The sequence below is a fragment of the Pseudomonas sp. Bout1 genome (assembly GCF_034314165.1).
Classification (GTDB): domain Bacteria; phylum Pseudomonadota; class Gammaproteobacteria; order Pseudomonadales; family Pseudomonadaceae; genus Aquipseudomonas.
This window is the reverse complement of the sequence record NZ_JAVIWK010000001.1, coordinates 6357946-6373179: the sequence shown is the minus strand read 5'-3', so window position 1 is coordinate 6373179 and position 15234 is coordinate 6357946. Positions and strand designations below refer to the sequence as shown.

At 61.8% G+C, this 15234-nt stretch carries 12 protein-coding genes; 7 read left to right on the top strand and 5 right to left on the bottom strand.

From position 1 onward, the window contains the following. Positions 1 to 74: 74 nt before the first annotated feature. The 4 genes from rsmA to RGV33_RS29575 are packed head-to-tail and all read right to left on the bottom strand — an operon-like array spanning position 75 to position 5965. Positions 75 to 887, bottom strand: coding sequence for a 16S rRNA (adenine(1518)-N(6)/adenine(1519)-N(6))-dimethyltransferase RsmA (rsmA, locus tag RGV33_RS29590; RefSeq protein WP_322147910.1), 813 nt, complete (start codon positions 885 to 887; stop codon positions 75 to 77). Next, entirely contained in the window at positions 884 to 1873 is a 990-nt protein-coding gene (pdxA, locus tag RGV33_RS29585) for a 4-hydroxythreonine-4-phosphate dehydrogenase PdxA (protein WP_322147909.1), read from the bottom strand. Before pdxA ends, rsmA begins: the two co-directional genes overlap by 4 nt. After that, the gene (locus RGV33_RS29580; RefSeq protein ID WP_416152096.1) at positions 1870 to 3207 is read right to left on the bottom strand and encodes a peptidylprolyl isomerase; all 1338 of its coding nucleotides are present in this window, start codon (positions 3205 to 3207) and stop codon (positions 1870 to 1872) included. The genes pdxA and RGV33_RS29580 overlap by 4 nt, the downstream gene beginning before the upstream one ends. Next, positions 3188 to 5965: an LPS-assembly protein LptD gene (locus RGV33_RS29575; protein ID WP_322147906.1), complete on the bottom strand. Its 2778-nt coding sequence runs from the start codon at positions 5963 to 5965 to the stop codon at positions 3188 to 3190. The genes RGV33_RS29580 and RGV33_RS29575 overlap by 20 nt, the downstream gene beginning before the upstream one ends. 130 nt (positions 5966 to 6095) lie before the next feature. Here RGV33_RS29575 and RGV33_RS29570 point away from each other — a divergent pair, with 130 nt between their 5' ends. The 3 genes from RGV33_RS29570 to RGV33_RS29560 are packed head-to-tail and all read left to right on the top strand — an operon-like array spanning position 6096 to position 8555. After that, positions 6096 to 7115 carry an aminoglycoside phosphotransferase family protein gene (locus tag RGV33_RS29570; protein ID WP_322147905.1) on the top strand — a complete coding sequence of 340 codons (1020 nt, stop codon included), beginning with the start codon at positions 6096 to 6098 and terminating at the stop codon, positions 7113 to 7115. Then, positions 7112 to 7786, top strand: coding sequence for an N-acetylmuramate alpha-1-phosphate uridylyltransferase MurU (gene murU / locus RGV33_RS29565; protein WP_322147903.1), 675 nt, complete (start codon positions 7112 to 7114; stop codon positions 7784 to 7786). The genes RGV33_RS29570 and murU overlap by 4 nt, the downstream gene beginning before the upstream one ends. 1 nt (position 7787) lies before the next feature. After that, positions 7788 to 8555, top strand: a complete 768-nt coding sequence (locus RGV33_RS29560) for a TerB family tellurite resistance protein (protein ID WP_322147901.1) — start codon at positions 7788 to 7790, stop codon at positions 8553 to 8555. 118 nt (positions 8556 to 8673) lie between these two features. Here the strand turns inward: RGV33_RS29560 and RGV33_RS29555 are convergent, their stop codons facing one another. Further along, a complete protein-coding gene (locus RGV33_RS29555; protein WP_322147900.1) occupies positions 8674 to 9648 on the bottom strand; it encodes an alpha/beta hydrolase family protein in 975 nt (324 codons plus the stop codon). Between the two features lie 77 nt (positions 9649 to 9725). Between RGV33_RS29555 and RGV33_RS29550 the strand changes: the two genes are divergently transcribed. From RGV33_RS29550 to RGV33_RS29535, 4 genes are all read left to right on the top strand, one after another. Further along, entirely contained in the window at positions 9726 to 12113 is a 2388-nt protein-coding gene (locus tag RGV33_RS29550; RefSeq protein WP_322147898.1) for a PAS domain S-box protein, read from the top strand. Positions 12114 to 12138: 25 nt separating this feature from the next. Beyond that, complete coding sequence (locus RGV33_RS29545) at positions 12139 to 12768, top strand: response regulator transcription factor (protein WP_003210977.1); 630 nt, start codon at positions 12139 to 12141, stop codon at positions 12766 to 12768. Positions 12769 to 12982: 214 nt separating this feature from the next. Then, entirely contained in the window at positions 12983 to 14095 is a 1113-nt protein-coding gene (locus tag RGV33_RS29540) for an ABC transporter ATP-binding protein (RefSeq protein ID WP_322147891.1), read from the top strand. A 43-nt stretch (positions 14096 to 14138) separates the two neighbouring features. After that, positions 14139 to 15179: an ABC transporter substrate-binding protein gene (locus RGV33_RS29535; protein ID WP_322147890.1), complete on the top strand. Its 1041-nt coding sequence runs from the start codon at positions 14139 to 14141 to the stop codon at positions 15177 to 15179. The last annotated feature ends 55 nt before the right edge of the window (positions 15180 to 15234 follow it).

Below are 15234 nucleotides of genomic sequence, written 5' to 3'. Positions count from 1 at the left end.
TAGGCCCGTAGGCGCTGGCTTGCCAGCGATGGCGATCGTGAGTGCGCCATCGCCGGCAAGCCGGCTCCCACTCTTTATTCGGCCGCAGGCGCAGGCTGAATGGCGAGCTGGTCAGCCAGGCGTACGAAGGCGGCCAGGTCCAACTGCTCGGGGCGCAAGCTGCCGTCGACGCCGGCGGCTTCGATTTCAGCGTTACTGAGCAGAGCCTTCAGCGTATTGCGCAGGGTCTTGCGGCGTTGGTTGAACGCTTCGCGTACCACCCGCTCAAGCAGCTTGTGGTCTTTGGCGGGGTGCGGCAACACCGCGTGAGGCACCAGGCGCACAATGGCAGAGTCGACTTTTGGCGGCGGGTTGAACGCGCCCGGGCCGACGTTGAACAAGTGCTCTACACGACAATGGTACTGAACCATGATCGACAAGCGGCCCCAGTCACCGCCACCAGGGCCGGCAGCCAGGCGCTCGACCACTTCTTTTTGCAGCATGAAGTGCATGTCGCGGATGATGCCGGCGTTGTTCAGCAGGTGAAAAATCAGCGGGGTGGAGATGTTGTACGGCAGGTTGCCGACCACCCGCAGGCTGTTGGGCGCCGCATTGAGGCTGGTGAAGTCAAACTTCAGCGCATCACCCTGGTGCAGGTTGAAATTGGGCATGCCGGCGAACTGTTGGTTGAGGATCGGGATCAGGTCCTTGTCCAACTCAACCACATCCAGCTGGCCGCCGCTGTTCAGCAGGCCCTGGGTCAGGGCGCCCTGGCCCGGGCCGATTTCCAGCAGGCGGTCGGAGGATTTGGCGTGGATGGAGCGCAGGATGCGATCGATCACGCCAGCGTCGTGCAGGAAGTTTTGCCCGAAACGCTTGCGCGCCCGGTGTTGGTAATGCTCGGTCATATACGGGTCTCGGCCATCTGATAGGCGGTTTCCAGGGCCACGTGCAGGCTGCCGGTATCGATCTTGCCGCTGCCCGCCAGGTCCAGGGCGGTGCCATGGTCGACGGAAGTGCGGATGATCGGCAGGCCCAGTGTCACGTTGACCGCGGCGCCGAAGCCTTTGTACTTCAGCACAGGCAGCCCTTGGTCATGGTACATCGCCAGCACTGCGTCGCAGTGCTCCAGATATTTGGGGGTAAACAGAGTGTCGGCAGGCAATGGGCCGCGCAGGTCCATGCCTTCAAGGCGCAGACGCTCCAGGGTTGGTTCGATGATGTCGATTTCTTCATGGCCCAGGTGGCCACCTTCACCGGCGTGGGGGTTGAGCCCGCAGACCAGGATACGTGGTTGGGCGATGCCGAATTTCTGTTGCAGGTCGGCGTGCAGGATGCGTGTTACACGCTCCAGGCGCTCGGGGGTAATGGCATCGGCAATCTCGCGCAGGGGCAGGTGAGTGGTCACCAGGGCCACTCGCAGGCCACGGGTTGCCAGCATCATCACGACTTGTGCGGTATGGGTCAGTTCGGCGAGGAATTCGGTATGGCCGGAAAAGGCGATCCCCGATTCGTTGATCACGCCCTTGTGCACCGGTGCGGTGATCATCCCGGCGAAATCCCCGTCGATGCAGCCTTGGCCGGCTCGCGTGAGGGTTTCCAGGACGAAGGCCGCATTGGCCTTGTTCAGTTGCCCGGTGACGACCTTGGCCTGCAGCGGGGTGTCCCACACGTACAGGCTGTTGGCCCGTGCCGGCAGATCAGGCCAGTTGCCCGGGCCCACCGACAGCAGGTCGACAGCCACGCCCAACTGCGCGGCCCGCTCCAGGAGCAGGTCGCGGCTGGTAATGGCGATCAGGGGGTGTGGCTGGGGCTGCGAGGCGAGCAGCAGGCACAGGTCAGGACCAATGCCGGCCGGCTCGCCGGGTGTCAATGCGAAACGCTTGGGTTTCACTGCGCTGCCTGGTCGGTGCCTGTTTGGTCGGCGCCAGGAAGCTTGTTCTCTACGTAGGCTTCGTCACGGATCTGACGCAGCCAGGTTTGCAGCTCTTCGTCGTACTTGCGGTTACGCAGTACGGTCAGCGCTTGTTGCTCGCGAGCCTGGCTGGTGTTGTCAGTGGCGCGACGGCCAAGGACTTCGAGTACGTGCCAGCCGTATTGGGTCTTGAACGGCTTGGACAGTACGCCTTGCGGCGTCTTGGCCATGACTTCCTGGAACTCGGGAACCAATGCTTTCGGGTCGATCCAGTTCAGGTCGCCGCCGTTAAGTGCCGAACCCGGGTCTTCGGAGTAGCTCTTCGCCAATTCGCCGAAGTCTTCGCCCGCTTCGATGCGGTCATAGAGCTTCTGGGCCAGTTCCTTGGTCTGGGCTTCGGTGCGGATCTCGCTTGGCTTGACCAGGATGTGACGAACATGAACTTCGTCCTTCATCTGGGCTTCTTCGCCGCCACGTTTGCCGAGCAATTTGAGGATGATGAAGCCGCCTGGCGTACGGGCAGGTTGGGTGATGCCACCCACTTCCATCGAACTCAGCTCGCGGTCGAACGGAGGCGGCAGTTGCGCGGCTTTACGCCAGCCCATGTCACCGCCTTCGAGGGCGTTGTCGCTGCCGGATTGCGCAATGGCCATCTGGGCAAAGTCAGCACCTTGCTTGAGACGGTCATACACAGCCTGGGTTTTCGCCGCTGCAGCATTGAGCTGTTCAGCGTTGGCGCTGTCTGGTGTAGGAATCAGGATATTGGCCAGGTGCAGTTCTTCGGAAAGCTGCATTTTGCCAAGGTCAGAGGCCAGGAAGTTTTTCACTTCCTGCTCGGACACCTGAACCCGCTCGGCCACGCGGCGCTGACGCACACGGCTGATGATCATTTCACGGCGAATCTGGTCACGGGCGTCCTCATAGGACAGGCCGTCGTGGGCCAGGGCGGCGCGGAACTGATCAACACTCATGTTGTTGCGCTGGGCAATGGTGCCGACAGCCTGGTTCAACTCTTCGTCGCTGATACGGATACCGGAGCGATCGCCGATCTGCAGTTGCAGGTTTTCCACGATCAGGCGCTCAAGCACCTGCTGGTCCAGCACGCTGGTAGGCGGTACGCCGCCGCCACGCTTGGCGATGGTTTGCTGAACTTCCTTGACCCGTTGGTCCAGTTGGCTCTGCATGATCACGTCGTTATCGACGATGGCCACTACCTTGTCCAGCGGTTGGACCGCAGCGTGAGCTGCGGCGGTACCCAGGAACAGCGCGCCCAGCATCAGCGGGCGCAGACAATCAGAAAGCTTGGTCTTCACGTTCACGATAACCTTCAATGCCTTTGTCGAGGAAGCTCTCTACCTTGGCGCCGGTCAGGCCGCCGAGTCCTTTGAGGACAACTTGGAAGAAGAGCCCGTGGTCACCCTTTTCGTTCAGCGGGGCGATCTGGCTGTATTCGTCGTTGGAAACCCAGTAACGGTTGATGACGCGCAGTTTCCAGCAGCAGTTGTCGTACTCGAAACCACCGAAGGCTTCCAGGGTACGGTTGCGGGCATAGTCATACTGCCAGCGGGTGATCAGGTTCCACTGCGGAACGATCGGCCACATCATCGAGAAGTCGTGTTGCTGGATTTTGTAGTAATCCTTCACAAAGGTGCTTGGATCCGCTGCACTGCCATAGTCGCCGCCAAACTGCCATTTGCCGGTCAACTGGTTGTAGACAACCTGGTCGTTGCGATAGCGATAACCAACGTTGATAACCTTGTTTGGGTTGTCTTCCGGCTGGTAGTGGAACATCGCACTGCCGGAGCGTGGGCTGTGGCTTTCGGTGTCCCAGTTGTAGTCGGCAGTGGCGCGCCAGTCGCGGTTGAAGCGGAACTCGTAGTCCAGGGCGATAGGCGAGACGTTCGACTGTGCGTCTGCACGGTCAGCGGCCAGGATGCCAGGCAACTGAACTTCGCGATCCTTGAAGTACAGCGCTTGGCCAACGCTGACGCGTTGACGTTCGAAGCCATTGTCTTCGATCCAGCGGCTGGTCACACCCAAGGACAGCTTGTTCTCGTCGCCGATACGGTCAGAGCCGCTGAAGCGATTGTCGCGAAACAGCGACGCGTAGCTGAACGAGTACTCGCTGGTGTCGAATACCGGGATATCGCTCTGGTCCTTGTTCGGTACATACAGGTAGTACGCGCGCGGTTCCAGGGTCTGGCGGTAGTCTTTGCCGAACCAGTTGGTATTGCGGTCGAAGTACAGGCCGCTGTCGACACTGGCGATCGGAACTGCACGGTCTTGCGAACTCTTGAACTCGTCTCCGGGGGCGAGGCTGTTTTTACCTATGGAGTCGAGGTCGAGGTCGTATTTGGTGTAGACGTATTTGAGTTTCGGTGTAACAAAACCATAGGTCCAGTTCATCGGGTAATCGACGGCTGGCGCAACGTTCAGGCGGGTACCGTTTGCACGGGTAAGCCCAGTCACGTTGGTGTCCAGTCGCTTAGTTGTCACGTTATCCTCGTCCGTGAACGTGCCGCTTTCCAAGTCTCGGTCAAAGCGTACCGCTTCGGTCTCATAAGTGAAATTCAAGCCGCCAGGGTGGTATGGCAGCGCACCATTGAAGGTGATCTGTGGCAGCCGGTTGTACGGTGTGATCTGAGAAACGGTCGCCAACTGGTAAGCCTGCAGGTTCAACCGCGCCTGGTAGCTATCACCACGATAGGTCACGGAACCCTGTTGGTTCACGTAGTCCTGGCTCTTCACGCCTTCCTGGTAGGACTTCAAATCCTGGAAGTAGTAAGGATCGCTGATATTGGTGTAGTCGACCTGGGTCAACAAGCGCGAATCCAGGCCGCCCTTGTGTTGCCAGTTGAGCATGTAGCGGGTCTTTTCGTTATCGGTCTGACCCTTGCGCTCATCGCTGTCATCGTTCAGGTACGCGCCGCCAAACTGACCTTCGCTGGACTTGGTGAGGTAGCGGAATTCGCCTTCCATCAACAGGCCGCGCTTGGTCATGTATTGCGGGTACAACGTGGCATCGTAGTTCGGCGCCAGGTTGAAGTAGTACGGCGTAACCAAAGTGAAGCCAGTCTCGCTACCGGTGCTGAAGCTCGGCGGCAGGAAGCCGGATTGACGACGGTTGTCGATCGGGAAATAGATGTACGGGGTGTAAAGGATCGGAATGTCCTTGACCCGCAACGTCACGTTGGTCGCCGTACCGAAACCGGTGGCCGGGTTGAGCGTGATGTTGTTGCCCTTGAGCTGCCAGGCGTTGCTGTTCGGCTCACAGGTGGTGTACGTACCGTCCTTGAGACGGATGATCGCGTTCTCGGCGCGCTTGGCGTACAGCGCGTTACCGCGGATGCGCGATTTGTGCATCACGTATTCGGCGTTGTCGACCTTGGCGGCGCCGGTGTCCAGTTGGACTTCAGCGTGGTCGCCTACCAGCAGGGCGCCGTTGTCGCGCAGACGGACATTGCCGTTCAGTTCGCCACGGTTCTCGGCCTGGTACAGGTTGGCCTCGTCGGCCTCGACCTGCATGCTGCCCTGGCGCATGACGACGTCACCGGCCAGGGAAGCAACCTGTTGTTCCTGCTCGTAACGAGAGACCTTGGCACCGATGAAGGTCGGCGCATCGCTCTTGTTCGTCTTGTCGTTCATGCCAGGACGGGTCGGCTCGATGTACGCGCCGGAGCAATACGGGCCGGTCTCGGCCAGTTGCGCGGCGGTGAGCTTCTCGCGAGGGACCCAGTCCAGGTGGCTGTAGTCAGCGCTGCGCGAACGCAGGCCGCGGCCCTTGGCTTCAGTGACCAGTGCGGTCTGCGGCACGGCCTCGGCACTGCCGCCGGACTCGCCTTGCGGCGTGCCACTGGCAGAGCTGACGGCACTGCCGTCATGCACCGGGCGCGGTGGCAGCGGGGCTGCGGCCGTCTTCGGCGCGCAATCCCAGGCACCCGAAGCAGAGACTGAGCAGTCATACTGTTCCGCGGCGACCACGAATGAGGTGGCGAAAGGTTGCATGGCCAGCAGACTGCCGGTTACCAGCAACGGAAATTTTCTACGAAACGCGGGGGATTTCAATGCCATCTTATTAGTCCGGGCTTCCTGCGTGCCATCTGCCCGCGGTGTGGGCCGCACGCCTCTCGATGGTCTGAAAAAGATGCGTGATAATAAAGCATGACCCGCTTGACGGCTAGCGCCGTCGGAGACCCTTGTAATGCCCGACCAAGATCTACGTTTGCAACAGCTGCAAGTCTGGCTTGATGAGCAATTGCCTCGCCTTTTTACCGCGCAGGGCTGGGGTGTCGTACCCCCGGCCACGTTGACTGCGGCCAGCAGTGACGCGAGTTTCAGGCGTTACTTCCGGTGGGACGGAGGCGGTCGCAGTTTCGTCGTAATGGACGCTCCACCCCCCCAGGAAAACTGCAAACCTTTCGTCGATATCGCTCATTTGCTCGAACAATCGGGAATAAATGTTCCGAAAATTTATGCGCAAGATCTGCTTCGCGGCTTTCTTTTGCTTAATGACCTGGGGAAAAAAACCTATCTGGACGTGATTGACGAACAAAATGCCGCCCCATTGTTCGCCGATGCCATCGACGCGCTGCTGGCTTTCCAGCAATTGCCGATGGAGGCGCCATTGCCCAGCTATGACGTCGCGCTGTTACGGCGAGAGCTGGAATTGTTTCCCGAATGGTACGTTCGCCAGGAGTTGGGCATTGAGTTCGACGCTCGGCAACTTGCGTTGTGGCAGCGCGTCAGTGACCACCTGATCGACAGCGCCCTGGCCCAGCCCAAGGTGCTGGTACACCGCGACTACATGCCGCGCAACCTGATGATCAGCGAACCGAACCCCGGTGTGCTGGACTTCCAGGACGCGGTCTACGGCCCGGTGACCTATGACATCACCTGCCTGTTCAAGGACGCCTTCATCAGTTGGCCCAAGGCTCGTGTGCGGGAATGGCAGCGCGGTTACTGGCAGCGCGCCGGCGCGCTGGGTATCCCGGTGCAGTCGGACTTCGAGGAGTTCCTGCGGGCCAGCGACCTGATGGGCGTGCAGCGTCACCTGAAGGTGATCGGTATCTTTGCGCGCATCTGCCACCGTGATGGCAAGCCACGCTACCTGGCGGACGTGCCGCGTTTCTTTGCTTATATAGAAGCGGTACTGGCAGACCGGCCAGAGTTGAGCGAACTGGGTGAGTTGCTGGCGAGCCTGCGCGTCAAGGCGGCCGTATGAAGGCGATGATCCTGGCAGCGGGCAAAGGCGAGCGGATGCGCCCGCTGACCCTGCACACACCCAAGCCGCTGATCCAGGCCGGCGGCAAGCGCCTGATCGAGTACCACCTTGAGGCGCTGGCGAAAGCGGGCTTTACCGATATCGTTATCAACCATGCCTGGCTCGGTCAGCAGATCGAAGGCTACCTGGGTGACGGTTCGCAGTACGGCGTGCGCATCCAGTACTCGGCCGAAGGCGAGCCGCTGGAGACCGGCGGCGGGATTTTCAAGGCCTTGGCGCTGCTGGGGAACGAACCGTTCCTGGTGGTCAATGGCGATATCTGGACCGACTACGACTTCGCCAGCCTCGACCGGCCACTGGAGGGGCTGGCCCACCTGGTGATGGTCGACAACCCGGCGCATCACCCATCCGGCGGTGACTTCTATATAAAGGACGGTGTGCTTCATGATGCTGCCCCGGGTGCCGATAACCTGACCTTCAGTGGCATTTCCGTGCTGGACCCGAAATTGTTCGAGGGTTGCAGCGCAGGTGCCTTCAAGCTGGCGCCGCTGTTGCGCGACGCCATGGCGAAAGGTTTGGTAACGGGAGAGCACATGGGCGGACGCTGGATCGATGTCGGGACGCTGGAGCGCCTGGCGCAGGTAGAAACCCTGCTGACAGCGGGGCACTAGGATGTTGTGGCCAGGGACTCTGATTGGAGCCGGGGCGGGCTTTGCCATTGCCAGCATTCCGGGGGCCATGTTGGGCGCGTTGCTCGGCCAGGCGCTGGACCGGCGTCTGGAGTTGCAAAGCTGGGCCCAGCTACGCGAGCGCCTCGGCGGTCGAGCGGCACTGCGTAATGACGAATTGCTGTTCGTGTTGCTCGGCCGCCTGGCCAAGAGCAACGGCCGGGTAGTGGACGGGCATATCCAGCAGGCGCGCCAGGAGATGCGCTCGCTGGACATGGCCGAGCCGGCCCAACGTCGCGCGATTGCCGCATTCAACCGGGGCAAGTCGGGCTCGGACCGGGTACGCAGTTACTTGCGCCTGCTCAAGGCCCAGCCCCATGCGGCGGAAGGTGTGCTGCGCGCCTGCTGGCGCATGGCCTGGGCGGACGGCAAGGCCGGCACGGCCGAACGCGAGTTGATCGTGCAATGGGGCAAATGGCTGGGCTGGACTGTCCAGCAGGTGCAGGCGCTGGCGGCTGACTACGAGCCTGAGCGCAAGCCGTTGGCCAATCGTGGTGGCGCGTATCAGGAGGCGCTGCGGATTCTGGGGGTGACCTCGACCACCGAACCGTCTGTGATCAAGCGTGCCTACCGGCGCCTGCTCAGTCGGCACCACCCGGACAAGATTGCCGGCAGTGGCGCCAGCCCCGCGCAAGTGCGCGAGGCGACCGAGCGTACCCGTGAGCTGCACAACGCCTACGCGCTGATTCGCGAAAGACGAGACTTTCGCTGACGCTGGGAGCTGGCTTGCCTGCGATGGCCTCACCTCGGCGCATCAGTGAGACCGAGTTGCCTGCATCGCAGGCAAGCCAGCTCCCACCGTTGATCTTCATCAGTATCAAAAGCGGCGATCAGTCCCCGGGATTTTGCGGGCTCAACCAGCCGCGAATCCGCCGGTATAGCTGTTCTGCCCCGGCCGGGCTGTTGTCGGGGAAGGCCTTCAGGGACACTTGCTTGTAGTTGCCATTCTTCAAACGCTTACTGGCCTGGGAACGTTCCTGGGCAGTTTTGCGTGCCTGGGCGTTGTCCTGATAGAAGAAGTCTGCCGTGGGCAGTTTCAAGGTAGGGGCCAGTTGTAGCAGATCGGGTTGCCGACTCGCGGGCGTCTGCGCGGCCACCATGACGAACTTCTGCACCTGCGCCGGTTGTTTTTCACTCAGGTAACGCGCTGCCCACCAGGCACCTGTGCCGTGGCCGAGCAGCACAATGCTGCGGGCGTTCTGGGTTTGGGCGAAAGCGAGGGCGGCATCAATACGCGCGAAGATGCGCGTGGCGTCGGTCTTGTCTTGTTCATCGCTGCCCGGCACCACGACAGGGTCGGTGCCTTCAGCTTCGGCGCTGGCGGCTTGCTCCACGGGTTTGGCCACGGTGCTGGCGTCTTTGCTGCTGGTCTCCACGGCCGCTTTGGGCGATTCGATGACGCGTGGCGGCAGGGTGTCCAGTGTCAGGTCTGGCAGTGACAAGCTCAGAGTGCTCCAGGCAGCGTCGGGCAATTTCTTGCGCAACGGCCCAATTGCTTGAGGCCAGTCAGCACTTTCGCCGTTGCCCGGGACAATAATCACCACGCCTTCAGGTTCGCCACTGTTGGCCGGCTTCCACAGTGCAAGGAAGGAGTCGCTGCCTGCCTGCAATTGTTGCTGTTCCTGCTGCGGGATTTGTCGCTCCAGGGCGTTGGCTTCTTCCTGGCTGCGCTCCGGCAAGGGCTGGCGCACCGGCGGTTTTTCTGGGGCAGGAGCGGGAGTGTCGGCGGCCGCGACACAAAAGGCGCTGGTAAACAGCAGCGACAGGCACAATGCTGGCAGTGCCGAGCGGTGGGAAAGTGGCATCGTTGATTTCCGGCCAGAAGTGATTCCGGCAGCCTAATGGGTTGATCAGTATTTGTCAGTGATATGAGACGTGGATCATGGGTTTTCGCTACCTGCTGGTTATCGGCTGTTTATGCTTTCCCTTGATCGCGGGTGCGGTGCCTGCGCCTGCCACTCATCAGGCGCAGCTCGATGACGGCCAGCGTGAATGGCTGGGCCAGCACCCGGGCCTGCGGGTCGGCCTGGTGTTGCAGGCGCCCTATGCCCAATACGATCGACGCTTGCAGCGGTTGTCCGGGGCCAACGTCGAGTTGATGCAGTGGCTGGCCAAGGCGCTGGGCATTGAGCTGACCTGGCGCAACTTCCCCAACCAGGAGCAACTGGAAGCGGCGGTGCGTGATGGCGAGGTCGATATTGCTCCTGGCCTGGTACAAACCCCCGCCGGCCTGCGCCTGTGGTTGTTCTCCGACCCCTACATGCGTGTGCCCCAGCACATCGTCGGCATTCGTGACGGCGGCACATCGGTAGACCTGGAAAAACTCGACGACCAATCCCGCGTCGCCGTGCGCATGCCCAGCGCCGTGGCGGATTACCTGCGCAGCACCTACCCGAGCCTCAACCTGCAAGGCGTGCCCATGGAGCGCCAGGCCCTGCAACTATTGGTGAGCCAGCAAGCGCGGTATGCGGTGGTGGACGAGGCGCAATTGAGCCGCTTGTCTGGCGAAAACGAGTTCGCCGGCCTCGCCGTGGTGGGCGATATCGGCCTGCCGCAATTGCTGCGAGTGGCGACGCGGCGCGACTGGCCGGAGTTGGCCGACATCATGCAAAGCGCTCTGCGCACGATTCCCGCCCGCGACCTGGACCAGTTGCACACACGCTGGCTGCAACCCAAGTACCCACGGGTGACCGAGTCTGCGGGGTTCTGGCAAAACCTCACGCTGCTGTTGGGCCTGTTGCTGCTCGCCAGCCTGGCCATAGTGTTCTGGCAGCGCCGCCAGCAACGAGGCCTGGAACACAACCTGCTGGCCGCCCGCGAAGAAAGCGCCGCCCGTGCGGCCGGCGCCGAAGCCTTGCGCCTGACGCAGTTTTCCATCGACCAAAGCACCGTCGGCATCCTCTGGGTCAATTGGGACAGCCATGTGCGCTACGCCAACCTGGCGGCAGAAACCATGCTCGGCTACGGCCCCGACGCGCTGATCGAACGGCCGTTGATCGAACTCGACCCGACGCTGACCATGGACCGCTGGCTCAACCTGTGGAAACGCGCCCGGGCCAGCGAAGACGGGCCGCAGAGTTTTGCGACCAGTTGCCTGCGGGCCGACGGCAGCGTGTTGCCGGCAGACGTGTCCCTGAGTTTCCTGCGCTTTGCCGACGGCGAATACCTGGTGGTCTATCTCAACGACGTTACCGAGCGCCGCCGCGCGCTTGCGGCCCTGCAGGAAAGTGAAGCGCGCCTGCAAGGCATTGCCGCCAATGTGCCGGGGCTGGTGTTTCGCCTTGAACGCTTGCCGCGCAGTGAAGCGATCGAATTCGCCTACATCAGCCAGGGCAGCGAGGGGTTGGTGGGTTACGCCCCGGAAGTACTCAGCCACCCGGCCATGGGCATTCGCAGCCTGGTGCACCCCGATGATCGTGCCAGTTATCACCGCACCCAGGACCAGGCCATCGAAACCGAAACTAACTGGGCCTGGCAGGGCCGCATCCTGACCCGCCTGGGCGAACAGCGCTGGGCCGATATCAAGGCCGTGACCCGGCGCCTGGAAGGCGGCGCCGTGGTCTGGGACGGGATTGTCTGGGACATCAGCGAGAGCAAACGCATCGAGCTGGAGCTGGACGCCTCCCGCGCGCAACTGCGGGAATTATCCGCGCACCTGGAAACCGTGCGCGAGGAAGAGAAGGCCCGCATCGCCCGGGAAGTACACGATGAGCTGGGGCAAATGCTCACCGTGCTCAAGCTGGAAACCTCGATGTGCGAGCTGACCTACGCGCAACTGGACCCGGGCCTGCACGAGCGCCTGAACAGCATGAAGCGCCTGATCGCCCAGCTGTTCCAATTGGTCCGTGACGTAGCCACCGCCCTGCGCCCGCCGATTCTCGATGCCGGGATTGCCTCGGCGATCGAGTGGCAGGCCCGGCGTTTTGAAGCCCGTACACAGATTCCCTGCCTGGTGCAGGTGCCGGACAACCTTCCGGCTTTGAGCGACGCCAAGGCCATCGGCCTGTTCCGCATCCTGCAGGAGGCGCTGACCAATGTGATGCGCCATGCCCAGGCGCATACTGTGGAGCTGACGCTGGTGGTGGAGGGCGCACATTTGCGGCTGACCATCAGCGACGATGGCGCAGGGTTCGTCCAGGCTCCCGGGCGCCCGGTGTCGTTTGGCCTGGTGGGCATGCGCGAGCGGGTGCTGATCATGGGCGGGCAACTGAGGCTGGACAGCGAATTGGGCGAGGGCACCACCCTGAGTGTGACCGTGCCGCTGGATTGATAACCAAAAGAAGAGGACATCCACCGTGATCCGTGTACTGGTAGCCGAAGACCACACCATCGTTCGTGAAGGTATCAAGCAACTGATCGGCCTGGCCAAGGACCTGCTGGTGGTGGGCGAGGCGAGCAATGGCGAGCAGTTGCTCGAAACCCTGCGCCACGTGCCCTGCGAGGTGGTGTTGCTGGACATCTCGATGCCCGGCGTCAATGGGCTGGAAGCCATCCCGCGGATTCGTGCGCTGAACAATCCACCGGCGATCCTGGTGCTGTCGATGCACGATGAAGCGCAAATGGCTGCCCGTGCGTTGAAGGTCGGTGCAGCCGGTTATGCCACCAAGGACAGTGACCCGGCCCTGTTGCTGACAGCCATACGCAAAGTCGCGGCGGGTGGGCGGTATATCGACCCGGACCTGGCAGACCGGATGGTCTTTGAAGTCGGCCTCACCGACTCCCGGCCCTTGCACTCGCTGTTGTCGGAGCGCGAGTTCTCGGTGTTCGAACGCCTGGCCCAGGGCGCCAACGTCAACGACATTGCCCAGCAGTTGGCGTTGAGCAGCAAAACCATCAGCACCCACAAGGCGCGCCTGATGCAAAAGCTCAATATCACCTCTCTGGCGGAACTGGTGAAGTACGCCATGGAGCACAAGCTTCTATAACCGCTTATCTGTTTGCGACCACCCGGCGCGCCCGATAAACCCATTCCTGCCAGCTGTAGCTGCCCGACTGTTCTGTGCCCGCCATCCGTGTAGGGCAATCCCTACCCCAAACCTTCCATCCTGCTGATGCCAAACTCTCCGGGCCCCCGATTTTCGTGGGCTTGCGCCTGGACTACGCTTGTTCGATGGCAGTCCAAAACAAAAAGGTGCGGGTATGAGTGAGGCGGATTCGAACGATGTGCTGGTCAGCTTTCGTGGCGTGCAAAAGAGCTACGACGGCGAGAACCTGATCGTCAAAGACCTCAACCTGGAAATCCGCAAGGGCGAGTTCCTGACCCTGCTCGGGCCGTCCGGGTCGGGCAAGACCACCAGCCTGATGATGCTCGCCGGTTTTGAAACCCCCACCGCCGGCGAGATCCAGCTGGCTGGCCGCTCTATCAACAACGTGCCGCCCCACAAGCGTGACATCGGCATGGTGTTCCAGAACTACGCGTTGTTCCCGCACATGACCGTCTCCGAGAACCTGGCGTTCCCACTGTCGGTGCGCGGCTTGAGCAAGACCGACATCAGCGAGCGGGTCAAGCGCGTGCTGAACATGGTGCAGCTTGATGCCTTCGCCCAGCGTTACCCGGCGCAACTCTCCGGCGGCCAGCAACAGCGCGTGGCCCTGGCCCGAGCCTTGGTGTTCGAACCGCAACTGGTGTTGATGGACGAACCCCTCGGCGCCCTCGACAAACAACTGCGCGAACACATGCAGATGGAGATCAAGCATCTGCACCAGCGCCTCGGCGTCACCGTGGTGTACGTGACTCACGACCAGGGCGAAGCGCTGACCATGTCCGACCGGGTGGCGGTATTCCATCAGGGCGAGATCCAGCAGATCGCCGCGCCGCGTACTTTGTATGAAGAGCCGAAAAACACCTTCGTCGCCAACTTCATCGGCGAAAACAACCGCCTCAATGGCCACTTGCACAGCCACACCGGCGACCGCTGCGTGGTCGAGTTGGCGCGCGGCGAAAAGGTCGAGGCGCTGGCGGTAAACGTCGGCCAGGTCGGCGGCCCGGTGACCCTGTCGGTGCGCCCCGAGCGTGTCAGCCTCAATGGTTCCAGCGAAAGCTGCGTCAACCGCTTCTCGGGGCGGGTGGCTGAATTCATCTACCTGGGCGACCACGTGCGCGTGCGCCTGGAAGTCTGCGGCAAGTCCGATTTTTTTGTGAAACAACCGATCGCCGAGCTGGACACAGCCCTGGCGGTCGGCGACGTGGTACCGATTGGCTGGCAAGTCGAGCACGTTCGCGCACTCGACCCACTTCTAGAGGCGAATTAATCGCCCTATGGCTTCACCAACCCTGCACGTGGAGAGAACAACAATGTTGAGATCCCTGAAATATTCAGCCCTGGCGTTGAGCCTGATGGGCGCGACACAGGCCATGGCAGGCCCGGACCTGACGGTCGTGTCCTTCGGTGGCGCGAACAAGGCGGCGCAGGTCAAGGCCTTCTACGCACCGTGGGAAAGCGCGGGCAACGGCAAGATCGTCGCCGGTGAATACAACGGTGAAATGGCCAAGGTCAAGGCCATGGTCGACACCAAGAGCGTGTCCTGGGACCTGGTAGAAGTGGAATCGCCGGAACTGTCCCGTGGCTGCGACGAAGACATGTTCGAACCGCTGGACCCGAAACTGTTCGGCAACCCGGGCGACTACGTCAAAGGTGCGATCCAGCCCTGCGGCGTGGGCTTCTTTGTATGGTCCACCGTGCTGGCCTACAACGCTGACAAACTCAAAGCAGCACCCGGCGGCTGGGCAGATTTCTGGGACACCCAGAAATTCCCGGGCAAGCGCGGCCTGCGCAAGGGTGCCAAGTACACCCTGGAATTCGCCCTGATGGCTGACGGCGTGGCACCCGCGGACGTGTACAAAGTGCTGGCCGGCAAAGATGGCCAGGACCGTGCGTTCAAGAAGCTCGATGAGCTCAAGCCGTATATCCAGTGGTGGGAAGCGGGCGCCCAACCGCCGCAGTACCTCGCCTCGGGCGACGTGGTCATGAGCTCTGCCTACAACGGCCGGATCGCCGCCGTGCAGAAAGAAAGCAACCTGAAAGTGGTGTGGAACGGCGGGATCTACGATTTCGACGCCTGGGCGATTCCAAAAGGCCTGGCGAAGGACCGCGCTGAGGCGGCGAAGAAATTCATCGCGTTCTCGGTGCAGCCGCAGCAGCAGAAGACCTACTCGGAAAACATCGCCTACGGCCCGGCCAACATCCAGGCGGTGCCGTTGCTGGCGAAGGACATCCTGAAGGACATGCCGACTACCCCGGAAAACATCGCCAACCAGGTGCAGATCGACGTTAGCTTCTGGGCGGATAACGGTGAGCAACTGGAGCAGCGCTTTAACGCGTGGGCGGCCAAGTAACTCGCTACACCGCCTGACCCCTTGTGGGAACAGGTTTGTGTGGGAGCTGGCTTGC